The organism is Desulfosalsimonas propionicica (assembly GCF_013761005.1).
In the GTDB taxonomy this organism is placed as follows: domain Bacteria; phylum Desulfobacterota; class Desulfobacteria; order Desulfobacterales; family Desulfosalsimonadaceae; genus Desulfosalsimonas; species Desulfosalsimonas propionicica.
Map to the genome: position 1 here is coordinate 144,123 of NZ_JACDUS010000003.1, position 26,884 is coordinate 171,006.

Here is a 26,884-nt window from a genome sequence, read left to right on the forward strand (position 1 = left end):
TCCGGGGGATGCTCGCGGCCAACCGTCTGTTATCCTTGATGTCCCTGCAGTCGGGACATGCGCAGATAGCGGTTTGTTTTTTTAACTCTATTTCATGTCTGGAAAGCTTGCGCGGGAAATGAAGCAAACATGTGATTTATGCGGTCTGGAGATACGGCAGACAGCCGTGGAAGACGAGATGGACGGGCGCAGGCTGGTGTTTTGCTGCAAGGGCTGCAGGCAGGTATATTCCATGATCATGGAGGCCTCTGGGGCCACGGATCCGGCTGCATTCCGGGAAACCGAGATTTTTCAGCGGTGTGTGGACGCCGGGATCATTCCGGCATCCCAGCAGGATTTGGAACAGCGGGAGGGCGGTCAAAAGGCCGGCGCGGCCGCACCGGAAACGGATGCGGCAGAAAAAGAGGCTCCTGAGAATCCCGGGGGTTCAGCAGAGCGGTGCCTGACCCTGGATCTGGATTTGCACGGCATGTGGTGTCCGGCATGTGCCTGGGTGATCGAGGAATCCCTCAGGCAGCAGCCCGGGGTTTTCAGCGCGGACTGCCGGTTTGTGACAGACCGGGCAAAGGTGGTCTATGACCCGGTGAAAAACGCCCCTCACACAATTTTCAAGACCATTGCCAAACTCGGCTACCAGGCCGCCCCGGCCGGGGAGGGAACCGGCGGGGCAACGGCGGGCGCGTATCTGCGGCTGGGAGTCTGCGCCTTTTTGACCATGAACGTGATGATGCTCTCCTTTGCCCTGTATTCCGGGTTTTTCACCGAACTTTCCACGGCTGGCACCGCATACATTTCCTGGCCGATTCTGGTGATGGCCGCCATTGTTTTTGTTTACGGCGGCGCCCCCATTCACCAAAAGGCGTTTTCCGGGGTAACGGCCGGTGCCCCGGGCATGGAAGCCTTAATTTCTCTGGGGGCGGGTGCGGCTTTTTTCTACAGCCTTTATCATTTTTATCACAACAGCATTCATCTTTATTTTGATACCGCATCCATGCTCATCACTTTGGTACTTGGCGGAAAGGCCGCCGAGCAGTGGGTTAAAGACAAAATCCAGGCCCGGATTTCCGGGGTGTTTGACCTGCTGCCCAAAAAGGTCCGGATCTGCACCGATGACAGCCCGGGCGGGCGGTTTGTGGATGCCCGGATGCTTGGCAAAGGCGATGTCTTCCGGGTTCTGGAAAATGATGTCGTGGCAGCAGACGGCGTGGTGGTATCCGGGCAGGGCCGGGCAGATGAAAGTACCCTCACAGGCGAGGCCCGGCCGGTGGTCAAAAATGCGGGTGATCCGGTCAGCAGCGGCACCCGGCTGATTTCCGGGGATCTGCGGGTTCGGGCAACAGCCGTGGAAGAGGCGTCCACAGCCGGCCAGCTGATTTCCGTCATGGAAGATGCCCTGGAAAAAAAGACCGGGGTGGAGGATGCATCAGAGCGGGTTCTTCGGTATTTTGTGCCCGCCGTGGTGCTGCTGGCGGTATTGACCGGTGCGGCCTGGTTTGCCGCGGGCCTGGATTTTCGCGAGTCGCTGATCCGGGCGGTGACCGTGCTGGTGATCTCCTGTCCGTGCGCCCTGGGCGTGGCCATTCCACTGGCCCGGGTGGCCGGTATTTCCCTGGCCGCGCAAAGGGGCATTCTCATCCATGATTTTACCGCATTTGAACGCATTGGCCGGGTCAATGCCGTGGTGTTTGACAAAACCGGCACCCTGACGGCCGGCAACTGGAAGCTGGCAGAGGTTTATCCCCTCGGCGGCTGGGATGCAGACACACTTCTTGGCATTGCCGCCGGCCTGGAGGCCGGCTCCGGGCATCGGGTGGCCGGAGCCGTACTGGATGCGGCAGAAAAACAGAAAATCCCACCCGCACGTGTCTCGGATGTGGCAGAAGAGGAAAACGGGATTTGCGGCCGCATGGACCGGAAATGGGTCCGGATGGGCTCGGAGACGTTTTTGGGCCGGGAAATCGAAGGTGCGGACAGATCCCCCGGCATCCCGGAGTTGACGCAGACCCGGTATTTGTCTTATGTGTATATGTCTGTGGACGGCATTGCCGCAGGCATTTTTTGCTTCGGGGATCTGCCCGGGCAGTCGGCTTCCGGACTGGTCCGGGCCTTAAAAGACCAGGGCATGCAGGTGGCGCTGGTTTCCGGAGACAGCACGCAGACCGCTAAAGCCGTGGGCCGGGCCCTGGGAATTGACGAAAGCCGGGGTGATATGACCCCGGCGGATAAGGCCGATTTTGTAACGGATTTGAAAACCCGGGGATATTTTGCCGCCATGGCGGGCGACGGGATCAACGATGCTCCGGCCCTGGCTGCTGCGGATCTGGGAATTGCGGTGCACAGCGGAAACAACATCGGCCGCCGGGCATCGGATGTAACGCTGATGGGAAGCGATCCCGCGCGGATGATGGATTTTCAGGCACTTGCCAGGCGGGTGACGGCAACCGTGCGGCAGAATCTCTGGTTTACTTTTGTCTATAATGCCGTGGCCATACCAGTGGCCATGAGCGGGCTGTTAAACCCCCTTGTGGCCGTGGCCGCCATGATGGCCAGCAGCCTGAGTGTCACCGGCAACACCCTGGTGCTTATTTCCAGGGAAAAAACAGCAGACAGGATAACATGACAAATACCGAAAAATCCAAAAAAGGCGTACTCCTGCTGGCCGCAGGCATCAAGGGCGCCATCGGCTCAACCGTGGCTGCATCTGCGGCCATCATGCAAAACCAGCCTGAAAACGTGCTGCCGTATCTGACAACAGGGGAAAAATTTCCCTTTCTGGGCAAAGCCGGGCAAATGACCGTGGCCGGATGGGACACGGATCCGGTTTCTTTTGACAGGGCCCTTGATTGCTGCGGGGTTTTGGAAAAAAGCCTCTGGGAGCCGTGCATACCGGAATTAAACAAAATTGATGTCCGGCCGGCACCGGATGCGGGCATGGGTGTAAAGGAGCAGGTGGCCCAGGTCAAAGCCGACATGGCCGCTTTCCGGAACCAGCAGCCCGGCCTGGTGCCGGTTTTTGCCAATCTTTTGCCCGCAGGCGTCTGCCATGAGCTGCACGGATTTTCAACCCTTGAGCAGTTGTATCAAGCCGCCGCCCGGGTGCCGGCCGATATCGTGTATGCGGCCGCTGCCGTGGAATCGGGCATTGCAGTGGTCAATTTCACGCCCAATGACCTGGAAATCCCGGCGCTTGTCAGCGCGGCGGAAGCCGCCGGGGTGCCCCTGGCCGGAAAAGACGGCAAGACCGGTCAGACCTATTTCAAGGTGGTGCTGGCCTCATCGCTTCTGGCCCGCCGCCTGCATGTCAATGGCTGGTACAGCTTAAATATCCTGGGCAACGCGGACGGGGAAAATCTCATGGACCCGCAGTACGCGGCCTGCAAGCTTGACAACAAGACCGGGGTGCTCGAAGAGGTGCTCGGATACGCGCCAGGCGAAAAACGCCACAACAGGTCCGCCCACAAGGTGCACATCGACTATTATCCCCCCCGGGGCGATGCCAAGGAGGCCTGGGACGTGATCGATTTTGAAGGGATTTTCGGCTTGCCCATGAGCATGCGGATCAACCTTCAGGGCCGGGACTCGATTCTGGCCGCGCCCATGGTCATGGATCTGGCCCGGTGGATGGCGGCCCTGACCCTGGCCGGGCGCTCCGGCCCGGTGCCGGAACTGGCATTTTTCTTTAAAAAGCCCGTGGGACCAGACGGGCCGGTAGGCTTTGAAAAGCAGATGGCGGCTTTGGAGAAACTGGAAAAGGAGATCTGCCCGTGATACTCGGCTACAGCACCAACGCGTTTACACGCTACAGTCTGGATGAATCCATACAGAAAATCGCCGACCTGGGATTTTTCGGCGTGGAGATCATGTGTGACCGGCCGCACCTCTATCCCCCGGATTATGATCAGGCCCGGCTGGCCCGCCTCAAGTCCCTGCTCAATGAGCACAACCTGTCTGTCACCAACTTAAACAGCTTTACCCTGTTTGCCGTGGGCGACACCTATCTGCCATCCTGGATCGAGCAGGATCCGGAAAGGCGGCAGATGCGCATTGATCACACCCTTGACTGCCTGCGGATCGCTTCGTTTCTCGGGGCCAAAAACATCTCCGTGCCCCCGGGCGGACCGCTTGACGGGGCATTGCGCAATGAATCCATGATGCTGTTTCACAAAGGAATCGCGGAAGTCCTCCCCCTGGCAGAGGAACTCAACATCCGGGTGCTGGTGGAGCCGGAACCGGATCTGATGATTGAGCGCACATCCGAGTTTCTTGATTTTATCCGGCGCATTGATTCCCCCATGGCAGGGATCAATTTTGACATCGGCCATTTTTTCTGTGCCGGCGAAAATCCGGCTGCTGCGTTTGAAACCCTGTTTGAATGGGTGGGGCACGTGCATATTGAAGACATCGGCAACAGTCGGATTCACCAGCATCTTGCGGCCGGAGACGGGGCCATTGATTTTGCCGAAGTGTTTGCGGTCATGAAAAAGCTTGGCTATGAGGGCGATATTTCCCTGGAGCTGTACCCTTATATCAATGCCCCGGAAATTGCCGGCAGAAAAAGCCTGGAGCATCTGCGGCCCTTGTTTGCCGAAGCCGGGATCAATATCGCGTGATGCCCCCCCCAGCGGTGCGCCTGCTGTCAAATTTGATGACATCCGCCCCCCTTTTTTTATTTTCATAAATATTGTTGAAAATATGTCGGCCTGCCGTTAAACTTTGTTAAAACAGATAATCGCTGTTCAAGCCCTCAAAATATCCGGCCGGATCCACAGTACGCCTGTTTTCAGATAAACCCGCTTTATATGAAAGGAGGTGATGTCCGATTTTCCCGTTTAGATGCAGAATAAAGAAACATGTGCGGATTCCGCCATGATTTTCAACTTTCAATCAGAGGGGGGAAGACGATGAAAAAGTTTATTGCTGTTCTGGCTGCAGTATTTGTTGCAGGATTGTGCACACAGGCTGGCGCCGCGGAAATCGAATTTCACGGTGACTTAAACAACCGGTTTAACTTATATACCAATCAGGCAAACATGTATGATGGTGTTGAGGGGGTTGCGTCAAACTGGGATGTAGAGCCCGAGGATCGGGCAATCCAGGAAGACGGGGTGGACGAGCTCTGGGGGGATATCAAGTACCGCCTCTGGGCCACTGCAGCCACCAACGACGGGGCTGTTAAGGGGACATATGCAATTGAACTCGGCGCAATGCGCTACGGCGACGGTGATGATGGCGGCGATTTTTCAGGCGACGATGTCAACATCGAGACCCGCTGGGCATACACTGATTTTGCCGTTCCCAACACGGACGGAAGGGTATTCATCGGCCTGCAGCCCTTTGCGGTCAACAGTTATGTGTGGAAAGAAACCGCAATGGGGGTTCAGTACAAGGGCAAGGCAAACGCGTTCGATTATAAGCTTGCCTGGATGCGGGGCAGGGAATTTTTTAATGGCGACGATGATGATGATCTTCTCGAAGATGTTGACAGCTTCGTTGTCAGGGGAGATTTTTCACCTGCACAAGATGTTGAATCAGGTGTTTTCGTTTTGTATCAGCGGTCTGATTCCCTTGTAAGCGGAACCGATTCAGATCTCAGCAGCAGCTATCCGGGTTCCAATTATCTCGTAAAACAGTTCGCCGAAAGCGACTTTGACATGTACACCCTGGGCACTGACGGCTCATTTAACACCCCCACAGACTTTGGGAATTTTTTTATGAACTGGGACCTGATGTACCAGGGCGGGGAAATCAAAAATGATATCAGCGAGGATGCGGATATCAGCGCTTTTTTCGTGCATGCGGACGCCGGGGTCAACATTGATCGGCTGAAGCTGACCTACACCGGCTGGTATGCCTCAGGAGACGACAATCGTGAAGACGGCGACCGGGACAACTTCACCGCAACTGATGTGGACACCTTTGACAGCATCATATTCTTCGAGGGCGGATACACGGATGACAACTACTTTACCGAAGCCCCCTACATCCTGGACAAAGGCATGATTTTCAACAGGCTTGGGGCGGATTACAAGATGACGGACAAAACAACCATCGGCGGCGCACTTATCTATGCCATGACAGCAAAGGATCTGCCAAACGGAGAAGACAAGCTGGGCCTGGAAATCGATGCCTACATTTCCCACAAGCTTTATTCCAACCTTGAAGTGGCCTTAAATGCGGGCTATCTTTTCGCAGACGATGCAATGGGCTATTTCAGCGACACAGGCGAGGAAGAAGACGTATTCCGCACCACCGCGCGCGTGCGCTATGGTTTTTAAAAACCGGAGCACCATCTGACAAGAAGGCCCGGCAGCAGCCGGGCCTTCTTTCTCACCCGAAAGAACTGGAACCTCAATCTAGGTGGAAATAAAATTATGGGAGGCAATATCTTGGGAAAAAACACAGTGACGGTTTGCAGAAAATTTCTGTGCTGCATTGCTTTTGCTTTTTCAGCAGGGCTTGTGTTTTGCGCTGCCGCCTCAGCTGGGGTTGTCGGGGAGGTCAAAAAGGATTTGGAGCCGGTTTCAGGCTACATACTCGCACGTGAAAACGGGGCCTATGTTGTGGACCTGAAAAAGGACCAGGGCGTCAGGGCCGGCGATCTGCTGTCGGTTTCCGGCGAGGGCAGGGAGCTGACACACCCGGAAACAGGCGAGACAATTGGCATGCTTGAGAAAAAAAAGGGTGTTCTGGCGGTAAGGCGGGTTAAACAGAATTATTGCTTTGCCGCGCCTGTGGCAGGCCGGGAGTTTGAACGCGGTGACCGGGTGGCGCGCTACAGCGGTATGCCCGCTGTTTTCACGGATTACACCAAAAAGGGCGAGGCTTTGTTTGTCCGCCTCCGCCATGAGCTCCCGGACCTTGAATGGCAGGACTATGCAGAGGCCGACGATGGGATCACAAAGGATGAGGCAGTAAACGGGCTTAATTTTTTTCTGCGCAAAGACAGGCTGGAAATCCGGGGGCCTGAGCTGGGGTTGATCCGCAGTTATGAATTAAAAGATTTTGCCGGGGATACGCAAGTCCGGGGGGAGCCGTCCCTGATGGAGCGCAAAAGATCTTGGCGGGCCCGCAGTAAGGTAAATTTTCTTCTAAACCCTGAGGGGCAGGCTGACCAGCGTATCCTTCAGGCCGATTTCACCGGCCACGGCGGCCGGGTGCTGGCAGCAGCCACCAACGGCTCACAGATCCTGATTTACGCTCCTGAGCAAAAATTTGAGCCGGTTTTTAAGGCAGATACCGCCCTTCCCGGGCAGATTCTCTGGGTGAGTTGGTGGCGGCCCGCTCAGAGCGAAAACCTCTACCTTGCTGTTACAGCAGCGGTGGATGACAACCGCGGCTACAGCCAGGAAAGCGGCAAAAAAATCGACGGAACAGTGTTTATATGGCAGCAGGGCAGGCTGACGCCTGTTGAGCGGGGGCTTGACTACCTTATGGCCGCTTTTGACACAGACGGCAACGGAACCCCGGAAACCCTGCTTGCACAAGAGCTTGACAGAGACACCTTTTTCGGCAAAACAAGACAGCTTATGTTAAAATCCGACCGTATAAAGGCCCGGTCTCCCGCTTTTGATCTTCCCCGGAGATTTCCGGTCCTGGGGGCCGTGTTTGCGGATTTGTCAGGCGACAAAACACCTGAGATCGCCTATATACGCAACAGAAAGCTTTTTGTCCACAGCACACAGGGCGTTGTTTACGAATCAGCAGACAACATTGGCGGCAGTCTCAACCACTTCACCTATGATTTAAATCCCGGTGCAAAAGACAGGATATTTACTACAGTAACCCTTGAAACCCCGCCGGCGGCAGTTGATATGGACAATGACGGCACGCCGGAGCTGCTTGCGGCAGCCGCGGATACCTCGTGGTTTTCCCTTTCGGGCATGGGTGCGGATGTGAGAAAAAGCAGGGTCTCGGTCACTGATTTCACTGAAAGCGGATATGAAAGCGCGCCCGGAAGTGATTTTCTTGAAAAGGCAATACAGGGTATGGGTGCGGTGAACGGAAAAATCTGGCTGGTCAATACCCGGGGCTCTGACAAAAATCCGGCAAGCCGGTTTTATACCCTTGACTTGGAGTAAAATTTACATGTTATAATACATACCATGAATCCATATTTCCCAGGAGCTTACCCCCATGTCAATGCTTCCGGAACGTGAAAATACCGATCCCAGGGAGCTGGCCCGGTTTTCCGGCCAGGCCGCCTTGTGGTGGAACCCGAAAGGACCCTTGCAGGCCCTGCATGACATCAATCCGCTGCGGGTGGGCTATATCCGGGAAAAAAGCGGGATCTCCGGGCAATCCATCCTGGATGCGGGCTGCGGCGGCGGGATTTTGTCCGAGGCTTTGGCTGCGGCCGGTGCCCGGGTGACCGGTATTGATCTGTCCCCGGATGTCCTTGCCGTGGCCCGGCGGCATGCCCGGGACGCCGGCCTGGACATCGACTATCAACAGATTTCGTCAAAAGAGATGGCCGCCCGTAATTCATCAGCATTTGACGTGGTGGCCTGCATGGAGTTTCTGGAGCACGTTCCGGATCCGGCTGCAGTGGCGGCCGAGTGCGCAGCCCTTGTCAAACCCGGCGGGCACGTGTTTTTTTCCACCATCAGCCGAACGCTGGCCGCGCGCCTGCTGGTGATTTTTGTTGCAGAGCGGGTTCTGGGGATTGCTGAAAAAGGTACCCATGAATATAATCGCCTGATCCGCCCGGAGGAACTGGTCCAATGGGGCCGGGATGCCGGGCTGATCCTGGCGGATTGTTCCGGGTTCATGTACATGCCTGTTGTGCGCAAGTCCTGGCTGACCCGGAGCCTGCGGATGAATTATATTATGCATTTTACAAAGGCTTCAATTCAATGACATTTCATCGGATTCCCGGCTGGTTTGACCACGGGGTGAGAAAAAAAGTGGCGGATCCGGATTCAGATGCATCCGGGTACACCTATTTCGGGCTGGAAAAATTGCCGGCCGACCGGAAAAAACAGGTTGTGCTGGCCCATTTCAACCGGGTGGCGCCCAGATATGATTTCATGAACACGGTGCTGAGTTTTGGAATCCATTACGCCTGGAAAAGAAATGCCGTGGCCATGCTGGGATTAAAGCCGGGCGACCGGGTGCTGGACGTGTGCGGCGGAACCGGGGATCTGGCCGTGTATGCCGCGGGCTGGATCGGGGCGCAGGGCAGGGCGGTTATCTATGACATGAATCATGAAATGATGCGCGCGGGCGTGATGCGCCCGCAGAACCGCAAATACCGCGACCGGATTTTCTGCGTGCTCGGGGATGCCGAAGAAATGGCATTGCCGGACAACGCCTTTGACGCGGCCATGGTGGGATTCGGGATCCGGAATCTGACCAGCATCCGGCAGGGGATTTCTGAAATGCACCGGGTATTGAAACCCGGCGGACGGATCATGTGCCTGGAGTTTTCAAAGCCGGTGAATCCGGTGTTCCGGGCATTGTACGACTGGTACTCGTTTTCGGTGATGCCGGCTGCCGGCCGGGTTCTGGCCGGGTCAGACCGATCTTATGCATGTCTTTCAGAAACCATTCGCATGTTTGCCACTCCGGAGGAGCTGGCGGCCATGTTTGAGCAGGCCGGATTTGCAAAAGTCCGTTTTACCCGCCTGACAAACGGCATTGCCGCCATTCATACGGGAACAAAATCGTAAAATCCTTTTTATATCATCCCATGTCGTTGCGGGAAGGAAGCCCTTCGGTCGGGGTGGATTTTTTCGCTCCTGACCGTTTACGGATTCATCAAATGCCTTCGCTTAAAATTTCAAAAACTCGGCCTGTCGGCCTCAAACAATTTGAAATTTTCACGCTCCGGCGTTTGCTGAATTTTTCCGTAAACGTTCAATGTCGCTTCAAAAAACCACCCCGCCCTTGGACTTCCTTGGAAGCATTTTCACATTCTTCAAAGTTTCTTGAGGAAAAGCTCCCTGCGGCCGGGTCAGTTTTTAGCAGCAGCCGGGTCCGCATTCGGGCCGGGATTTTCCGTCAGGCTCCACAACACAGCAGCACGAATCCCCGGTGCGTCCCAGCATGCTGTTGATTACCGCTGCGGCGCATCCTACCCCGGCATCCACGGTGATTGCGGCCGTGGGGCAGTTTTGGGCGCACGCCCCGCATTCCATGCAGTCATCGCGGCTGACGATTTCGGCTTTGCCGTCTGCCAGGGCCATCACCTCCCGGGGGCAGACCATGGTGCACATGCCGCAGCCTGTGCACAGCTCCGGATTCAGTTCCAGGGTGGTGACGTTTTTCAGGTATGTAAAAGATGTGGTTCCCATAGTCTTGCTCACTTATTTAGTGCCTGAACGAAAACCGTCTTTTTCGCCAATCTCTGCGTCCGGCTCAAATTTTAATACTCAAAATACGTCGAGTATTCCTGCGGTTAAAATTTTCGCCGTCCTTGACCTTGACGAAAAATCCTGGTTTTCGTTCGGGCACTATTTATCTTGTTTAACAATGATGCTGATTTCATAGAAATGCAAGCCCCTCCGGCGGATCAGAATATAAAGCGGGCAGCGGTCCAAAGCACCAGGCCCACAACTGCTGCGGCAATCATGGCGGGCACGGCCGCACGCATTTCCCGGCGTACACCGGAAAGGGATGTATAGGCCGAAGCGCCGGTAAAATTCATGCCCATAAAGGCGGCCGCAGCTGTTGCAATCAGTGCCATGCCCGCAGCTTCCATCCAAAAACCGGGATGGTTCAAAGCCTGGCCGGCAGCGGCGGCAATTGCACATGATGTGAGCAGCCCGGCAATGGCGCCTTTTGCGGCAAACGCCCGGCCTGGAATCCAGGGCAGCAAAAGCGGGGTGAGAACGGATCCCGCCACCAGTCCCCCTGCAAGCATCAGGGCTGCAAAGGTTCCGTGAATGCGCACGCCAGCCCACCAGGCCCCGGAAAAGCCCACTCCGCCCAGCAGAAAAAAAATCAGCATCAGGGAGGCCATCCATTTTGCCGCCGGAAAAAATTCCATGGGAATGAGCACCGCGCGCTCTTCCATGGGAAAGCGCTTTGTGCGCATCTGCCGGGTGGCTGTCATTCCTTTGTCCATAAATGCCGGCAGGTCTTCGGCTTCCACAGGGCCGTAGACCACCGTAAACCCGCAGGCCCGTCTGATCTTGTGGGCGGCCACACCGGGTGCGGCAAGCTGGGGCAGGATGATTTTGCGGTGGGAAACGATGTTTGCAAGGCCGCTTGATTGAATCCGGCTTACCAGTTCATTTGTGCCAAAGGTTTTTTTGCCCGCAGCGCACCAGACATTGATTCCGTTGGTGTCCAGTACCAGGATCCAGGCGTCTTTCGGGTGCCAGGCCCTGCGGAGCCGGTCAAAGCTCATTTTGTAGTTGGCCGTAACCAGCACCGGGCTGTTTTCATCCGGGGTGCCCATGGCGTAAAGGCCGGGATCCACGGTGTAGGTCATCCGTCCGATGCCCAGACGGGTTTTGATTGTGCCCAGGCGGTCTGCCGGGCCAAGGTTTCCTGAAACTACAGGCAGGTTGCCTGCGGGAGTCGATATCGTACCCCTGACAAACGGCTGATTCACATCCGGCGGGGCCGACCGGCCCGCTTGATCCGACGGTCAGCACCCGGAGGATGAGGCCCCGGGTCCTGTCCCGAGCTGCACACCCTTGGACGACAGGCTCAGGTCCGTATGTTGTTCTGATTGATTTTGTATCGCGCTTTGTTTTGTCATTTTTTGATACCTTTTTGCATGAGTTTACAAAATACGGACAAACCGGATTGAGGTCAATAATTTCCTGGCCAGGGGGACCTTCTGCAAAAACCGGTTTTGGGAAGGCTTTCGCATGAGCCGCGTCGGGTGTGGTTTGTTTGTCTGCGGCTCGGTTTCGGCGATCGTCCCGGTACTTTGGCTGGAATTTTAAAAACTCGGGCGGATCGCCCTCAAACAGTTTAAAATTCCGGGCGCCAAAGCCCCGGTCCGATCTTATGCCGAAACCGCGCCAATGCAGCCAAACAAACCACCCCCGCCCCGGCTCATGGCCAGGGCTCTGGAAACATGCGGCAGCACCTGTTTTTTTACCGGAATATCCTTTGCATTTGAACATCGATATAGGGCTGATAGGTCTGGAGAGGTGATTTACAGGGTTATCGGATTTGGAAGAGGTTCCCAAGGAAGCCCGAAGGGCGGGGCCGGGTTTTTGAAGCGACATTGATCTTTTTTGCGAAGAGATTCAGCCAATGCCGGAGCCGGAAAATTTCAAACTGTTTGAGGGCGAATGCCCGAGTTTTTGAAATTTCGGCGAAGGCATTGGCTGAATCCGCAAAAACGATCCGGAGCGAAAAAAACCGGCCCTGGCCGCAGGGCTTCCTTCCTTCAATCGCAGGAGACGTGACAATCGCAGCATCGACAGAAGTCGCTTGTGACGGTTTTTGCATGATCCGGTTCGGGTGTGGTTTGTTTGTCTGCGGCGCGGTTTCGGCGATCGTCCCGGTACTTTGGCTGGAATTTTAAAAACTCGGGCGGATCGCCCTCAAACAGTTTAAAATTCCGGGCGCCAAAGCCCCGGTTCGATCTTTGCCGAAACCGCGCCAATGCAGCCAAACAAATCACCCCCGCTCCGGCTCATGGCCAGGGCTCTGGAAATATGTGCCAGCAACTGCTTTTTCATCAAGAGTTTTTTTGAATTTGGATGCCCAAAGCGTTGATTAGTCCGAAAAGGGGGCTCCAGGTTTTACTGAGGTATCGAATTCGGGATAGGGCCCCAAGGAAGCCCGAAGGGCGGGGCCGGGTTTTTGAAGCGACATTGATCTTTTTTGCGAAGAGATTCAGCCAATGCCGGAGCCGGAAAATTTCAAACTGTTTGAGGGCGAATGCCCGAGTTTTTGAAATTTCGGCGAAGGCATTGGCTGAATCCGCAAAAACGATCCGGAGCGAAAAAAACCGGCCCCGGCCGCAGGGCTTCCTTCCTCCAAACTTGCAAAATTCCGGTACAGAGGTGTGGAAAGATTGCCAAGTCTTGAAAGTTCAGATGGGATTTGAGCTGTAACTGGCCGGTTTGATCTTAATGGCTTTTATGTGATTTTGCTCACAGGCGCCATGTAGATGGTGAACTCCTGTTGTCCGTCGATGCCCAGGATTTTGTCGCAATACGCCTGGTCATAGGCGGCAATGGCGCAGGTGCCGGAGCCCGCGGCTTCGCAGGCCAGATACAGGTTCTGGCAGACGTGGCCGGCATCCAGGGCAATGACCTTGTAGGAGGCCTCGGCGTAGCGCCATTCCATGCGGGCCGGAATGGTGGTCCAGATGAACGTGGCCGCGCTTTTTCCGGCAAAGGATTGGCCCATGGCCATGCGGGTCATGGTTTGTTCCAGATTTTCGGGTGCTTTTTCTTTGACAAGTTCATGGCTCAGGGGCAGGTACCGGTAAATGGCCTTTTCCAGCCCTTCCACCCGGAAGGCTGCAATATAGGTTTCAAAGGAGTGCCTGCACCCGGCTGAAGGCACAGTGCGCAGGGCGTTATAGGGCCCGGCCTGCTGCCGGATACCCTGGGTGGCCCACAGCAGAAATGACAGCTCAGAAAGCGGCATGTCGCCTTTGGTAGCAGCCCTGCGTGATTGCCTGCGGGCAATGGCATCCACCACGGAAACCGGCTGAATGGTTTGCCAGTCCCGGGCCGGAGGCAGGGAGATTTTTTCGGCCTCCGCCGCGCATGGCTTTTGCAGCGGCGGAGGCGCAAGCCCCCTGGATTGGGCGGTTTGTGAAAAATCCACCTGCAGACGGATGGTGTCTTTTAAAAAATATTTGTAATCCTTGGTTGGTTTTTCCATAATATCAAACTTAATCATCATGGCGGCACATGACAAAAAATGGTTGGACAGGGAAATGGAGAAATTGACGACAACCAAGCAAAAGCTCGATGATCTGCTTTCTGCGGCAAGGGATATGGGCGCAACCGATGCGGTGGTGCTTGCCCCGGAAAGCATTGTGGTGGAAGACAGTTTGGCGGAAAAATGCACTCGGCCCAAGTGCATCAATTACGGGCTTTCCAAAAGCTGCCCCCCGAATGTGGGCGGACCCGGAGCCATGCGCAAACGGCTGGAGACAGTGGATTTCGCGATTTTTTTCAAAATCGAGGTCCCGTCCGCGATCCTGTATTCCGGTCAGGGCCGGGAGCTGTTTCAGCTCCTGCATGAAACCGCGGCCGGCATTGAACAGAGAGCCGTTGCACTCGGGTTTGCAAACGCCCGGGGCTATGCCGGAAATTCCTGTAAAAAGGTGTTTTGCCGTGATTTTCTGGAATGCCGGGTTATCGGTGAAAACGGGCAATGCCGGAACCCGGACCGGGCCAGAGAGTCCATGTCCGGGTTCGGCATCAACGTAACAAAACTTTATGAGGCGGCCGGATGGCCGTTTAAGGGTGTTGTCCATGAAAACGGCGCCGAGGTCATCGGCATGTCCAGCCTCTGCGGCCTGGTGCTGCTGTAAGTGGTTTTACGGAACAATGCACAATGCGCCGTTTTCCATGTGCCGGATCAGGTAATTGGAAACACTGCCCATGAAAAACCGTTTGTTCATACCCCGCTTGCCAATGACCAGGGTGCCGTGACCCTGATTTTTGAATTCTTCCAAAATAGCGCCGGCCACATCAAACCGTGCCGGAACAACTTTGAGGTTCATCCGGTTTTCGTTGATTTTCTTTTCTTTGAGCTTGCCACGGGCAAGTCCCATGAAATTATCAATGCACTGGCGGCCGGCTTTTTCAATCACCCGGGCAAAAGCCTTTTCCTCGCCTGAATCCGCCTGCTGCTCAAAATCAAGGCCGCAGGTGTCTCTTAACGAGGCCTGCACGTGAAACAGCGTCAGGCCCGCATCCGGATTTTCCCGGAGCATATCCAGAAGATAATCCAGGGCCTTGGCCGAATCCACGGAGCCGTCCACGGCCAGCAGAATATTTTTGGATGGGGCTTCACCGCTGATCATCCATACGGGAATGTCCGGGTTGTGCTCGATAACGTTTTTGGTGGTGCTGCCGATAAACGTGTCCGCAAACCGGGAAACGCCCCTGCGGCCCATGACAATGGCATCAGCCGATGCTATCCGGGCCTCATCAATGATGTCCTTGGCCCTTCCTTCCCGGCATTTGCGGGTGGATACCGTGATTTTGTCTTCAGCCACGCCCATGCGCATCATTCGCTTTTTCAGATCCTCCAGAAGCTCCTTGCCCAGGGCCTCGTTTCTGTTGTTGAATTTTTTGAGTTCCTCCATGGCCGCAGGGTCTTTTTGGGATTCTTCCCGGATGTATTCTGATATTTTGGGCTGGACATGGAAAAGCATGTAAGCGGCATCCTGAAATACCGGTGCCATTGCTGCCATGTACTGCATGGCCTGGACAGTGTAGATGGAATCATCTGCCGGCATTAAAAATTTTTTCATGGTTCTCTCCCGGTTGTGTTGGTGGTCAGTCTAAACAATATGGCCGAATATATTTTAATCATTAATCCGGACAGCCGAAATTGCAATCCGGTTTATGACCAAAACACATTTGCAGGGGGTTTTTGGGGAGAGCAGGGAAGGGTCAGCAGTTTTGCCTGACGTGATTGACAAATTCCAGCAGCCAGAACACGTCTGCCGCAGCCCGGTGTCGGCTGTTTTCGCTGCATTCAAAGGTGCAGACAAGATCGTTTACGCTTTGGTTCGCCGAAGGCGTGCGCGCCATGCGGGCCAGCCAGGTATTTAAGTCCAGTATTTTCACCAGGGAGGGATCATATCCGGAATCGGCCAGCAGGCGGTTTTTCCACCGGATGTCAAAATGGGGTTCATCTGAATAAACCGACTGCCCGGCAAGGTCGCTGACCATTTTTTCCGCCACTTTCCGCGGATCATGGCCGTGTTGCCGGAGTTGTTCCAAGGTGATGCCGTGGAATTCAAAGCTCTTGGGGTTCCAGTCGGTCCAGCCGGCCATGCAGTCCGGGTTTAAGAGGTAGGATTCAATGGCATCGGCATCGGGCCGGCATCCCCAGGCCACTTCAATGGGATGGGAGTTTTTGCGCAGGCTGGAGGCTTCAAAGTCGATGATGAACATGGGGCTAATAGGTCCATCCTTTCCAGGTGAAATAAATCCCCACCAGAATCATCATCACCCCGCCGAACTTGTAGATGAGATCCCGGTGTTTGAGCCATTTGACATTGGAAACCTGGGAGAGCAACAGCAGCGCGGGTATGGTGCCGATGCCAAAGCAGGCCATGACGCCGGCCCCGGAGATCATGCCGCCGAACGTGGATTCGGCCTCCATGCCCATCCGGGCCGCGGCAATCATGGCCGTATACACCGGCCCGCAGGGCAAAAGCCCCAGGACCATGCCCAAAGGCAGAAACAGGACCGCGCGTCTTGCATCCAGAATCCGTTTAAATCCGGCCCGGGCAAACCCGGCAAGGGGCGGGGCGTTTTGAAAAATCCGGCCCGCCGGCACCCATCCGGTCATGGCCAGGCCCATGACAATGATGAGCACGCCCGCAAACACCAGAATCGTTTTCTGAAATCCCCCGATTTCCGACGCAAACCGGGTAAACGAGGCGGTTGCGCCCATAATCGCCCCCAGCAGCGAATAGGTGATGGTTCTGCCGATGTTGTAATACAGCTGGGGCAAAAACGAGGGCCGGTCCTTTAGCTGAAGGGAGACCGAAATCACGATGGGGCCGCACATCCCGATGCAGTGGCCGAAGCCAACGGTAAATCCCGTGGCCAGAAACACCGCGTATATGGATTCAGTAGACCACATCAAAGACAAATTCGGCTGTGCCGGTTTCGGGCAGCGTTACCCGGGCAAACCAGGTGGTCTTGCCGCTGGGACAGCGCACGATTACACCTTTGCCGGTCCAGGTGTTTTCCTTCTGCTGCACCATCTCCACCCGGTTGGGTCCCATTTTCATGGCCGGCATGCCAAGATCGATGTAAGGCGCCGCTGAAAGCCTGTCTCCGCTGATGGTCACGCGAAACTCAAGTTCCTCCATGGCCTTTACCGGCTTTGGCGAAATGTCGAGTTCCACGTTGCGGCCGGCAAGCTCGGCGCTGCAGGGTCCCTGGTGAATATTGCACGTGGTTCGGACTTCCGGGTTTTGGGCGAGAGCCGGGGCGGCTGCAGCTGCGAGTGCAAGAAAAATTGCCGCCCCCAAAGCCACTCTCGCCATCGCCAAACATCGGTTCGAAGCTGGATCCATGTTTCTCCCCTTTTTTGGGTTATTCCTTTTATATTTTTGCAGTTCAAAGCCTCTGTGTTGCCGACTGCCTTAACCGCTTGATTTTTCTGTTTTACTTAATCACTTAATCACTTAACACTTAACACTTAAAACTTAAAACTTAAATTATCATGATCAGCACGATCATGAGCATGGAAACCGGAAAATAGCTGGCCCGGTTAAAAAGCGCCATAGCGTCTTCGCGGCCAAGGCCCCGGTAAAGCCGGAAGGCCGGCTCAATCAAAAGCCCGCTGCTGATGACAATCGCTGCCAGGGGTGCGACGGCCCCGGCGCCGGGAAATGAGATCAAAAACAGGATTACGCAGAACACAACCGAGATCACAAGGCATGCAAGGGCCAGGGTTGCGGATTTCTGGGCCCCCAGGCGCACCGGGATGGTCTGGGCGGCCAGTCTGCGATCCTCGTCCATGTCCATCCAGTCCGCCGGGATGTTCTGCCCGCCGATTTCCCAGAAAAACAGGCAGGCAAACACAAGGGCCATAAAAATAAACGATGGTTCCGGATCCACCGCAAACAATGCCGCCGCAGCACCCATGTTTTTGACAAATCCGCTGACCACCGCCCGCCAGGGACTCACCCGCCACAAAAGGCAGTAGCCCGCCTCCAGCACGGCACCCAGAAGAAAGATGAGCGCGCACACCGGGTTTAGCAGCCAGGCGCCGATCAGGGCCACCACAGACCACCCTGCGGCCCATATCAGGCCGTCTTTTAACGGCAGCAGCCCCCGGGCCATGGGGTGGCGGATCATCAGCGAATCCAGGTAGCCGGCCTCGGATGCGGTGGGCCGGGAATATTTTTCCTTATCGGTTTTGTAGTCCACGATGTCGTTGAAGGCGTAGATGGCCGTGTATCCGGCAAATGCGGTGAGAAGGCCGATGCCCGCGACAGACGCCGGCGGAAAGCCGCCCAGGTACAGCAGCACGCAGAAACCCGGGGTGGCCATGTCCAGTATGCCGTGGGGCGTGCGCGAAAGGGCCAGAAACAGTTTGATTCGGTTGATTGCATTCATGATTGATAAAATAACCTTTTCAGGGCCGGGTTTCCAGTTTTTTTCAGTATGGCTGCGGCCAGACAGGCCCGAGTGCCTGCATTGAAATGGTTTGCAGGATTTTTCAAAGCCGTTAGGTTGTACAAAAAGGCGTTGTGCCTGTTATACAGACCGGCTTTTCCGGGCTGCGGCAGGTTTTTAAGATTCTGGCAGGGAGGCAAAAAAATTTTTTGCGGTGACGTTACTGTGCCGTTACATTTACGTTACAAAAATCATTCTGCCGGGCGTCATAAGCCTTTTTATGCGGACGTCAGGCAGCAGTAACGGGCTGTATCCCTGTTTTGACGGCTGAGACCGTGTTTGTTGGCATGATTATTGATTCATCAGGTCAGATACAAACGTTGCAACTGCGGCATTAACAATGATCACAACAGCAAATGGATCAGCGCAGGCGGATTCATGGTTTCTGAAAGGAGGTGATGACAGCAGGCAGGCCGACAAACCGGCCCCTTGGCGGCAGTAAGGTTTTTATGTTTTTTTCATCAAAGGAGGAACACAATATGCGCAAGTCAACATTGTTTTTAAAATTCACCGGTATTTTACTGGCAGCCCTTCTGACAGCAGGGACTGCAGTGGCACAGGAAGACACGCCTGATTTTGCCAATGATCCCCTGGTCGGGCCGGCCGGCACCGGCACCATTGCCCTGGAGACCCCCGGCAATATCATGATGAGCTTCGGCGCCCGGGCCCGGATCATTCCCACCAGTGAGAACGAGTGGGATTTCGGGTTTTCCGATGACTTAAACGGTTTGCAATTGCTTAACGGAGACATTGATAAAAGTTTTTTCAAGGGTCACGGCAATGAGTCGGGATGGGTCAATGAAAACTATATCCGCACTGAAACCCAGATTTATTTTAACGCCATGCCCAGAGATCGGAAATGGAGTTTTCATGCGGCCCTGGAGTTTGACAGGCCCATTGATACGTCAGTGGTTGATGCTCGGGGCGGGTCAGAGACCAGTAGCGGTTTCGGTTTGGAGCGGTTGAGAGGTTCTTATGCCATTAATCCCAATCTACGTTTCAATGCCGGCTGGGATGTCTGGGCCATGCCCGATCCGGCCGGTTTGACTTACGGTGATGACGCCCCTGGTTTCTGGCTGGACGGGGATTACGGCACCTTTGATTTCAGTGTTGCATATTTCAAGCTGTCGGAAAGCAACTGGGGAGCAGACTCTAAAATAGAGTGGACCACTGACAATGACAGTGATAACGAGGACCGGGACCTGTATACAGGTTATCTCAATTACAACGTTTCTGAATCAAACAGGCTGACGGGTCTTTACATGTATGACCGGATTCGCAATGTGGCCACTGGCAGTCTGCTAGACGTCCTTTCAGAACAAACCGGTGATACGCCCAATACGGATTCGCATTACCTGGGCCTGATCTATGAAGGCGGTGCAGGGCTGGTCAATTATTTTGTGGAGGGAATTTACCAGTTCGGCCAGGCAGATGACACGGGTCTTGATGGAAGATATGCCTATGGCCATGATGATTATGACATCAATGCCTTTGCCTTTGCCGGGGATCTGGAGCTGGATCTGGGCGATTCCGCGGGCTGGGGGCTCAAGCCCCACCTGGGATTTATTTATACCTCGGGTGATGATGATCCTGAAGACGACAACCTGGAAGGCTACACCGGAGTGATGGCTTTCCAGCGCTGGACCAAGTTTGGCGGCGAAAACACCATTATCGGCGACGGCAACACCATGATGGGCACGGTGCTTTACGGCTACCTGCCCGGGCTTTACGGAAACGGCACACCTGTTGTGGTCGGCGGGCTGCCAAACACTACGGGCCTGGGAACCGCACGCGGCGACAATCCGGGTCTGACCATGACCAGCCTGGGCTTCAGCCTGACTCCCAAACGGTATCTGATGTTTAAGAGCAACATCAATTCATTTTGGTGGAATGAGGATATCAGCGTGCGTTCTTGGGTGGCTGATCCGGCTCTTGCTGCGGAGGGATTTTTTAAGGAAACCAAAGTGGATTCCGGCTACGTGGGCACGGAATGGGACAATGAACTGCTTCTGGCCCTGAGTAAGAACACCTTTATCAAGGGACAAGCTGCACTGTTGTTCCCCGGTGAGGTGATGGATGATGTGACCGCTGCCCGGTCTGCCACAGCCGCCGGTCCCGGCGAGGAAAGCGATGATGTGGCCTATCGCCTGGGCGCGGAATTTATCTGGCAGTTCTAAAGCATAGCTGGTATTATTTGCATCAAATATCAATGGTTCCGGCAATGGCGGGCAAAATCCGCCATTGCCGGATTTTTGGTTCAAACCGGTACTTGTTTCGGAGGGTGCGATGTTCAAGGAAAAAAGCAGATTCGGTAAACTCATGGTATGCGTGCTCGGCTTGTTGCTGTTATCCGGCTGCGCCGGAGGGGGCGGGCCGGATATCATGTCTGAGGACAAAAAGGAAGGTGAAGCCTATTCCAATGCAGACGTTCGCAGGATGACCATCGAGCATCCGGGCACCCTGTCCGGCGACTATTTTCTCAAGCGTTCCTATCCGGAAAAATCGGCCAGGGATGACAAGCCCGGCATCACCTGGGCGCATGCGGATTCCAGGAGCCGGCAGACTCAGGCAGAAGCCGCATCTGCTGAACCTGCCCCAACACGGCAAAGCGTTTCCACGGGCGTTTACAAGATCGGGCTCATGGCCGGACCCGATGCCAAAGACGATTTCACCCCCAGGCAGCTGCATCACGCAGCCGCAGGCCTGATCCTGGAGCAGAGCCGGGTGATCGGCCCGGAGCAGATCGCTGATGTGGCTTCGGCCGCAGACTGTTCAAACCGCGATATGCTCGAATGCGTGGGTCAGCAGGCGGCCCTTTATCCCGGGGCGCACCTGCTGGTGGCGGTCGATTCCCTTTCCCTGCCCGAAGATTTCCCCGGCCGGGCGGCCATGGGCCTGCGGGTGATGGATACGGGCCTGGGATATGTTTACCCGCCCATGGAAATGACCCAAACGCTGGAAGTCCGGGATCAGGCCGAAGAATTCGTGCAGCAGGCCCTTCAGCGCGCATTTGATTTTGCCGAGCAAAAGGCGGATGTCATGCCTGTCCACAGCCGGGTGTTTTCCGTCAAGCAGAACCGCATTTACATTAGCACCGGGGCGGCCAGCCGGGTAAAACCGGGTGATGAATTTGCGGTGGTATCCTCGGGCCAGGTGGTGGACACCCCTGCAGGCCTGCCCGTGGCCTGGGTGCCGGATGCGTCCAAAGCCCGGATCCGGGTGGAAAAAATGGTGCGCGATGATGTGGCGTCCTGTTCTCTGGCTGACGGGCAGGCCGTGCAGCCCGGTGACTACGTTCTGATGTCCCCGGCCGAATAAGGCCTTTGTAAAACCTTCAAACGTTGATGGCCCCGTAAAAAGTCTGATTTCAGATGGTGCCGTAAACAGTTCAAGATCAAGGCTTGCGCGATTTTGAAGAATACAGCGTAGTTAGCTGTACGTGAAATTTTGAAAAATCGCGCGTAACGCAGATATTGCACTTTTTACGGCGCCATCAAACGTTGAAAACCGGAAAAACCAATTGACAGGGAATTTGTTTTCCGATAAGTGAACAGTGATCAATAAAATGAGTTTGGTTTGATTTCGCAAATCCGGTAAAAACAAGGAGGGGGTGTATGCAGAAAGTGAACATCGGTGCTTTTCTGACCAAAAGAGCCAGTCTTTCCCCGAACAAAGAAGGCTTGGTTCTCGGCGATGTCCGTCTGACCTGGGATGCGTTAAACAAACGGAGCAATCAGCTCGCTGCGGCCATGGCCGGCCTGGGCGTGGGGGCAGGCGACCGGGTGGCCCTGCTGGCCTTAAACGAGGTGGAATTTTTTGACATGTATTTCGGCCTGGGCAAGACCGGGGCCGTTTTGGTGCCCATCAACCACCGGCTGGCCGGCCCGGAAATCGAATACATCGTGGATGACTGCCAGGCAAAAGTGCTGGTGTTTGGCGCGGAATTCGCCCCTGTGATCGATTCCATCCGGGAACGCATTTCCTGCGCCCATATTGTGGCCCTATCCGATGATGCGCCGGCTTATGCCCAATCTTATAAAGCCCTGACCGCCGGGGCTTCGGATGCGGAGCCAGAAATCAACGCAGGCGGGGACGACACCCTGACGATTCTGTATACCTCCGGCACCACCGGCCGGCCCAAGGGCGCGGAGCTGACCCATGACGGGTATTTCGGAACCTCCGTGACCCTGCGGGCTACATTCGGCGACATCGGCCAGGTGCTTTTGATGCCCCTGCCGCTGTTTCACATCGGCGGGCTTGCCCCGGTGCCCATGTGCGTGCATTTTGGCATGAAAATGGTGATTCAGCGGGCATTTGATCCAAAGAATTTCCTGGAGCTCATGGGCCGGGAAAAGGTCACCTGGTTCGGCTCTGTGCCCCAGATCCTCATGTTTCTGCGCCAGGTGCCCGACTTTGAAAAATATGGCTGGGACACGGTGAAAATGGCCCTGGTTTATGCCGCGCCAGTGCCCGTGCCCCTGATAAAGGAATATGCGGCCGCAGGCATCGAGGTGCGCCAGCTCTACGGCATGACCGAGTGCACCGGGCCGGCCACGGTGATCGACAGTGAAAACGCCATTGAAAAAGCCGGTTCCTGCGGGCTGCCCTTTTTCCACAACCAGATCCGGGTGGTGGATATGGACGGCCACGACGTTGGCGCAGACGAACTGGGAGAGGTGCTCATCGGCGGCACCAACCTCATGAAGGGCTACTGGAACAAGCCTGAAGCCTCGGCCGAAACCATCAAGGACGGATGGCTGTATTCCGGGGACATGGCCAAGATGGACAAAGACGGGTTTCTCTATATCATGGACCGCAAAAAGGACATGATCATCTCCGGCGGGGAAAACATCTACCCGGCCGAGATCGAGGACCTGCTCATGGGCCATCCCAAGATCGCGGATGTGGGTGTGATCGGCTCTCCGGATGAAAAATGGGGCGAATCCATCAAGGCCATTGTGGTGGCCCGCCAGGGCGAATCCATAGACGAGGCCGAAGTGATCCAGTGGTGCCAGGGTCGGATTGCAAAATTCAAGATCCCCAAAAAGGTCGTTATCACAGAGGAAATCCCCCGCACCCCCACAGGCAAGATTTTAAAGCGGGTCCTGCGGGATCAGTTCAACGCCGCCTGACAGGAAGCGATTTCTTCTTGAGTTTGTTGGCCGGGTTGGTCATAAAAGAATCCGGAGGTGGAACGGAAGAAATATGTTTCTGGTTGATATGCATGTGCACACGGTACTTGGCGGCGATTCTTTGATCCGGCCCGAAGAGGTGACCGATTGCGCCCGGCGGGCCGGACTGGATGCGGTGTGTATCACAGAGCATCATTCCTATGATTTGAGCCAACCCTTTGACGAGATTACCCGGCAGACCGGGTTTGTGGTTTTCCGGGGTCTGGAATACCGGGCCGCAGAGGGCCATTTGCTGATCTACGGGGTGCCGGCGTCAAGAAGCGATCTGCCCCCGGGCCTTCCCATGCAGACGGCCATTGACTGGGTCTGCGTCCGGGGCGGGGCGGCGGCGGCCGCCCATCCCTTTCAGACAACCATGGCTGGCACCGCTCTTGGAAATCGGTTGTTTGAACTGAAAAATCTGGCGGGTGTTGAAACCTTCAATGCCAGCCTTACAGACAGGGAAAACCGCCTGGCCGCGGATGCGGCCCGGAAAATGGGGGTGTGCGGCATTGGCGGCTCTGACGCCCACGGCCCGCAGGTGCTGGGCCGGGCCTGCACTGTGTTTGAGCGGCGGCTGGATACCATTTCGGAACTGGTGGCCGCCCTGAAAAACGGCAAATGCCGGCCCCGAAAAAATTTTCAACACAGGGCCGGCAATCAAAGCGGTTGTGCCGGATAGCGGTTTTATTCAACACCCCGCTGCCCTCTGGATTGCGGAGGGCAGCGGGGTGGTTTTTTTAGTACCGGTAGTGATCCGGCTTAAACGGGCCTTCCTTGGGTACGCCCAGGTACTCGGCCTGCTCGTCAGTGAGGTTGGTGAGCTTGATGGCCAGGCGCGACAGGTGCAGGCGCGCCACCTCCTCGTCCAGATCCTTGGGCAGGGTGTAGACCTGCTTTTCCAGATCTTCTGCGGCCAGTTTGAGCTGGGCCAGGGTCTGGTTGGTGAAGCTGTTGCTCATCACAAAGCTGGGATGGCCTGTTGCGCATCCCAGATTGACCAGCCGGCCTTCGGCAAGAAGGATGATGGAGCGCCCAGAGTTTAAGTGCCACTGGTCCACCTGGGGCTTGATGTTGGTTCTCTCGCAGTTTTTCTCCAGGTAGCTCACCTCGATTTCATGATCAAAATGGCCGATGTTGCAGACAATGGCCTCGTTTTTCATTTGCTCCATGTGCTGGCCGGTAATCACGTCGCAGCAGCCCGAGGCAGTCACAAAGATGTCGCCTAGGGGGGCCATGTCTTCCATGGTGGATACCTCGTAGCCTTCCATGGCCGCCTGAAGGGCGCAGATGGGATCGATTTCCGTGACCACCACCCGGGCGCCGAAGCCGCGCATGGACTGGGCGCATCCTTTGCCCACATCACCGTATCCGGCGATGATCACCAGTTTGCCGGCCACCATGGTGTCAGTGGCGCGCTTGATGCCGTCGGCCAGGGAATCCCGGCAGCCGTAAATGTTGTCGAACTTGGACTTGGTCACCGAGTCGTTGACGTTTACGGCCGGAAACAGCAGTTCGCCCTTTTTGGCCAGCTGGTAGAGCCGGTTGACACCCGTGGTGGTTTCTTCGGACACGCCCCGGATGTTTTCGGCGATCTTGTGCCAGTGTTTGGGATCGCGCTCATAAGACGCCCTGATCCGGTTGATGATGCACTGGTATTCATAGATGTCATATTCCTTTTCCAGCATCCCGGGGTTGTCCTCGGCCTTGACGCCTTCGTGGATCATCAGGGTGGCATCGCCGCCGTCATCCACGATCATGTCCGGACCGGAGCCGTCAGGCCAGGTAAGGGCCTGCTCTGTGCACCACCAGTAGTCTTCCAGGGATTCGCCCTTCCAGGCAAACACCGCGGCCGATCCGGATTTGGCGATGGCTGCGGCCGCATGATCCTGGGTGGAGAAAATATTGCAGGATGCCCAGCGGATGTCTGCGCCCAGCTTCTTTAAGGTCTCGATGAGCATGGCCGTCTGGATGGTCATGTGCAGGCTGCCGGTGATTTTAAAGCCCTTAAGCGGTTTGTCCGGGCCGTATTTTTCGCGCACGGCCATCAGACCGGGCATTTCGTTTTCCGAAAGCTCCATTTCCTTGAATCCGTCGGGTGCCAGGGAAATATCGGCCACCTTGTGGGGCAGGGAAAGATCGCGTTCCGGGACAATGGCTTTTTTCTTTTCATTGTTTTGCATCAGCATGTGCGTTTTTCCTTTCGTTGGTGTTATTCGTTCATTTTGTTTTTGTTTTACACAAAGCGGTTATGTATTCATAACAGCCTGAAAAATATTGAGCGAAAGCCCTTTTGACAGATTATGGGGCCGGACCTGCTGCAGGACAAATCCGTTTTTTTCAAGCCATGTTTCAATGGATTTACGGGGAAACCCCAGCCATTTGACCCCATAGACGGTTTTGAGCGAATGCTGCTGGTGGCGTTCAAATTCGGCCAGGATCAGTTCGCCTCCCGGCTTCAGAATCCGGGCCACCTCGCCAAAGGCGGCGGCCGGATCGGCCAGATACTGCAGTACAAGGGAAATGACCGCAAGATCGGCTTCATTGTCGCCCAGGGGCAAATGCTCGATTTCCCCCAGCCGGATGTCCACCTTTTGTCCGTTTGCATCAGAGAACCGTTTTCTCGCCTCTTCAAGCATCCGCGGCGAGGAATCTACCCCGATAACCCGGCCGGCGTGGGCCTTCATGGCCTCAAGCAGTTCTCCGGTGCCGCAGCCCAGATCCACGCCGGTTCCATGGGCGTTGGTATTTTCGAAAATGGCGCGGTTGATATCAAAAGTGCCCAGAATTTCACGCTTCAAAAGATCCCAGCTTCCTGCGATATGATCGAAAAACCGCAGAGTTCCGGCAGAGCGTGCTTCAATGATCTGTTCGGCGCGTTTTAAATCCGCCCGGAGCACGGGGTCTTGTTCAAACAGGTAGCGCACGGCTTCTATAAAATCTCTGCCAGGCCCGGAACCGGTGATGGAATAAATGCCCCATACACCTTCTTTCAGGCATTTTGCCATCCCGGCGTCCGCCAGGATTTTTAAGTGCCTTGAAATTCTCGACTGGCCCATTTCCAGGATGCTGACCAGTTCGCCCACCTTTAATTCATGATGAAGCAAAATATTGATCAGCCGGATCCGCGTTTCGTCTGAAAGGGCTTTAAAGTATATTATGTTATTCATATGTTTAAATCAATTTATCTTGATGTTTAAATCAAATTATAATGAAATATTTATATCTGTCAAGGAAAAACTTTGGGCGGTTTTTGGCCGGCGGCTAAAAAAGCACCGGGATCTTTCCGGGGGTTTTTGCATGGGGCGGTCCGGTGCATTGCACCCGGGGCGGGTTTGTGATATGTACTCTTTCTTCTGGTAAGAGTGGTGTCGAAGGTATATATTTCCGGAACAGATGATAGCCCAAACT

23 protein-coding genes are annotated in these 26,884 nt (G+C 55.4%); 12 read left to right on the forward strand and 11 right to left on the reverse strand.

Going from position 1 to position 26,884, the window contains the following annotated elements; translation table 11 throughout:
* The first annotated feature begins 118 nt into the window (after positions 1 to 118).
* The 7 genes from HNR65_RS06655 to ubiE all read left to right on the forward strand — a co-directional run bounded on the left by HNR65_RS06655 (position 119) and on the right by ubiE (position 9,668).
* Positions 119 to 2,620, forward strand: coding sequence for a heavy metal translocating P-type ATPase (locus HNR65_RS06655; protein ID WP_181550697.1), 2,502 nt, complete (start codon positions 119 to 121; stop codon positions 2,618 to 2,620).
* Positions 2,617 to 3,768: an inositol-3-phosphate synthase gene (locus HNR65_RS06660; RefSeq protein WP_181550698.1), complete on the forward strand. Its 1,152-nt coding sequence runs from the start codon at positions 2,617 to 2,619 to the stop codon at positions 3,766 to 3,768. The genes HNR65_RS06655 and HNR65_RS06660 overlap by 4 nt, the downstream gene beginning before the upstream one ends.
* Positions 3,765 to 4,610, forward strand: a complete 846-nt coding sequence (locus HNR65_RS06665) for a sugar phosphate isomerase/epimerase family protein (RefSeq protein WP_181550699.1) — start codon at positions 3,765 to 3,767, stop codon at positions 4,608 to 4,610. Before HNR65_RS06660 ends, HNR65_RS06665 begins: the two co-directional genes overlap by 4 nt.
* A gap of 291 nt (positions 4,611 to 4,901) precedes the next feature.
* Positions 4,902 to 6,275 (forward strand): alginate export family protein, encoded by a 1,374-nt coding sequence (locus HNR65_RS06670; protein ID WP_181550700.1) that lies wholly within the window; start codon positions 4,902 to 4,904, stop codon positions 6,273 to 6,275.
* A 111-nt stretch (positions 6,276 to 6,386) separates the two neighbouring features.
* Positions 6,387 to 8,078 carry a hypothetical protein gene (locus tag HNR65_RS06675; protein WP_181550701.1) on the forward strand — a complete coding sequence of 564 codons (1,692 nt, stop codon included), beginning with the start codon at positions 6,387 to 6,389 and terminating at the stop codon, positions 8,076 to 8,078.
* A gap of 55 nt (positions 8,079 to 8,133) precedes the next feature.
* Entirely contained in the window at positions 8,134 to 8,856 is a 723-nt protein-coding gene (gene ubiG, locus HNR65_RS06680) for a bifunctional 2-polyprenyl-6-hydroxyphenol methylase/3-demethylubiquinol 3-O-methyltransferase UbiG (protein ID WP_220128309.1), read from the forward strand.
* Entirely contained in the window at positions 8,853 to 9,668 is an 816-nt protein-coding gene (gene ubiE / locus HNR65_RS06685) for a bifunctional demethylmenaquinone methyltransferase/2-methoxy-6-polyprenyl-1,4-benzoquinol methylase UbiE (protein ID WP_181550702.1), read from the forward strand. Before ubiG ends, ubiE begins: the two co-directional genes overlap by 4 nt.
* 291 nt (positions 9,669 to 9,959) lie before the next feature.
* On the opposite strand, the gene hgcB is transcribed toward ubiE, so the two are convergent.
* The 4 genes from hgcB to HNR65_RS06700 all read right to left on the reverse strand — a co-directional run bounded on the left by hgcB (position 9,960) and on the right by HNR65_RS06700 (position 13,824).
* Positions 9,960 to 10,292, reverse strand: a complete 333-nt coding sequence (gene hgcB, locus HNR65_RS06690; protein ID WP_181550703.1) for a mercury methylation ferredoxin HgcB — start codon at positions 10,290 to 10,292, stop codon at positions 9,960 to 9,962.
* 218 nt (positions 10,293 to 10,510) lie between these two features.
* Entirely contained in the window at positions 10,511 to 11,707 is a 1,197-nt protein-coding gene (gene hgcA / locus HNR65_RS06695; protein WP_264175409.1) for a mercury methylation corrinoid protein HgcA, read from the reverse strand.
* Positions 11,708 to 12,515: 808 nt separating this feature from the next.
* Positions 12,516 to 12,644 (reverse strand): hypothetical protein, encoded by a 129-nt coding sequence (locus tag HNR65_RS18145; RefSeq protein ID WP_269750862.1) that lies wholly within the window; start codon positions 12,642 to 12,644, stop codon positions 12,516 to 12,518.
* A 403-nt stretch (positions 12,645 to 13,047) separates the two neighbouring features.
* Positions 13,048 to 13,824, reverse strand: a complete 777-nt coding sequence (locus tag HNR65_RS06700) for a SagB/ThcOx family dehydrogenase (RefSeq protein WP_232364684.1) — start codon at positions 13,822 to 13,824, stop codon at positions 13,048 to 13,050.
* Between the two features lie 34 nt (positions 13,825 to 13,858).
* On the opposite strand from HNR65_RS06700, the gene HNR65_RS06705 reads away from it, so the two are divergent.
* Entirely contained in the window at positions 13,859 to 14,461 is a 603-nt protein-coding gene (locus HNR65_RS06705) for a DUF2284 domain-containing protein (protein ID WP_181550704.1), read from the forward strand.
* A gap of 6 nt (positions 14,462 to 14,467) precedes the next feature.
* On the opposite strand, the gene HNR65_RS06710 is transcribed toward HNR65_RS06705, so the two are convergent.
* The 5 genes from HNR65_RS06710 to HNR65_RS06730 form a co-directional block, all read right to left on the reverse strand.
* Complete coding sequence (locus HNR65_RS06710; protein ID WP_181550705.1) at positions 14,468 to 15,409, reverse strand: universal stress protein; 942 nt, start codon at positions 15,407 to 15,409, stop codon at positions 14,468 to 14,470.
* 142 nt (positions 15,410 to 15,551) lie between these two features.
* The gene (locus tag HNR65_RS06715; RefSeq protein WP_181550706.1) at positions 15,552 to 16,058 is read right to left on the reverse strand and encodes a 3'-5' exonuclease; all 507 of its coding nucleotides are present in this window, start codon (positions 16,056 to 16,058) and stop codon (positions 15,552 to 15,554) included.
* Positions 16,059 to 16,062: 4 nt separating this feature from the next.
* On the reverse strand, positions 16,063 to 16,755 hold the full coding sequence (locus tag HNR65_RS06720; protein ID WP_232364700.1) for a sulfite exporter TauE/SafE family protein: 693 nt from the start codon (positions 16,753 to 16,755) through the stop codon (positions 16,063 to 16,065).
* Positions 16,742 to 17,194: a hypothetical protein gene (locus HNR65_RS06725; RefSeq protein ID WP_181550708.1), complete on the reverse strand. Its 453-nt coding sequence runs from the start codon at positions 17,192 to 17,194 to the stop codon at positions 16,742 to 16,744. Before HNR65_RS06725 ends, HNR65_RS06720 begins: the two co-directional genes overlap by 14 nt.
* Before the next feature lie 139 nt (positions 17,195 to 17,333).
* A complete protein-coding gene (locus HNR65_RS06730; protein ID WP_181550709.1) occupies positions 17,334 to 18,242 on the reverse strand; it encodes a UbiA family prenyltransferase in 909 nt (302 codons plus the stop codon).
* Positions 18,243 to 18,781: 539 nt separating this feature from the next.
* On the opposite strand from HNR65_RS06730, the gene HNR65_RS06735 reads away from it, so the two are divergent.
* The 4 genes from HNR65_RS06735 (at position 18,782) to HNR65_RS06750 (ending at position 24,155) form a co-directional block, all read left to right on the forward strand.
* Positions 18,782 to 20,479: an alginate export family protein gene (locus tag HNR65_RS06735; RefSeq protein ID WP_181550710.1), complete on the forward strand. Its 1,698-nt coding sequence runs from the start codon at positions 18,782 to 18,784 to the stop codon at positions 20,477 to 20,479.
* A gap of 109 nt (positions 20,480 to 20,588) precedes the next feature.
* Positions 20,589 to 21,620, forward strand: a complete 1,032-nt coding sequence (locus HNR65_RS06740) for a hypothetical protein (protein WP_181550711.1) — start codon at positions 20,589 to 20,591, stop codon at positions 21,618 to 21,620.
* A gap of 296 nt (positions 21,621 to 21,916) precedes the next feature.
* Positions 21,917 to 23,434, forward strand: coding sequence for a long-chain-fatty-acid--CoA ligase (locus HNR65_RS06745; RefSeq protein ID WP_181550712.1), 1,518 nt, complete (start codon positions 21,917 to 21,919; stop codon positions 23,432 to 23,434).
* Positions 23,435 to 23,507: 73 nt separating this feature from the next.
* Entirely contained in the window at positions 23,508 to 24,155 is a 648-nt protein-coding gene (locus HNR65_RS06750) for a PHP-associated domain-containing protein (RefSeq protein WP_181550713.1), read from the forward strand.
* Positions 24,156 to 24,213: 58 nt separating this feature from the next.
* Here the strand turns inward: HNR65_RS06750 and ahcY are convergent, their stop codons facing one another.
* Both ahcY and HNR65_RS06760 read right to left on the reverse strand, forming a co-directional pair.
* Positions 24,214 to 25,662, reverse strand: a complete 1,449-nt coding sequence (gene ahcY, locus HNR65_RS06755; RefSeq protein WP_435051287.1) for an adenosylhomocysteinase — start codon at positions 25,660 to 25,662, stop codon at positions 24,214 to 24,216.
* Between the two features lie 60 nt (positions 25,663 to 25,722).
* Entirely contained in the window at positions 25,723 to 26,643 is a 921-nt protein-coding gene (locus HNR65_RS06760; RefSeq protein ID WP_181550714.1) for an ArsR/SmtB family transcription factor, read from the reverse strand.
* Between the last annotated feature and the right edge of the window lie 241 nt (positions 26,644 to 26,884).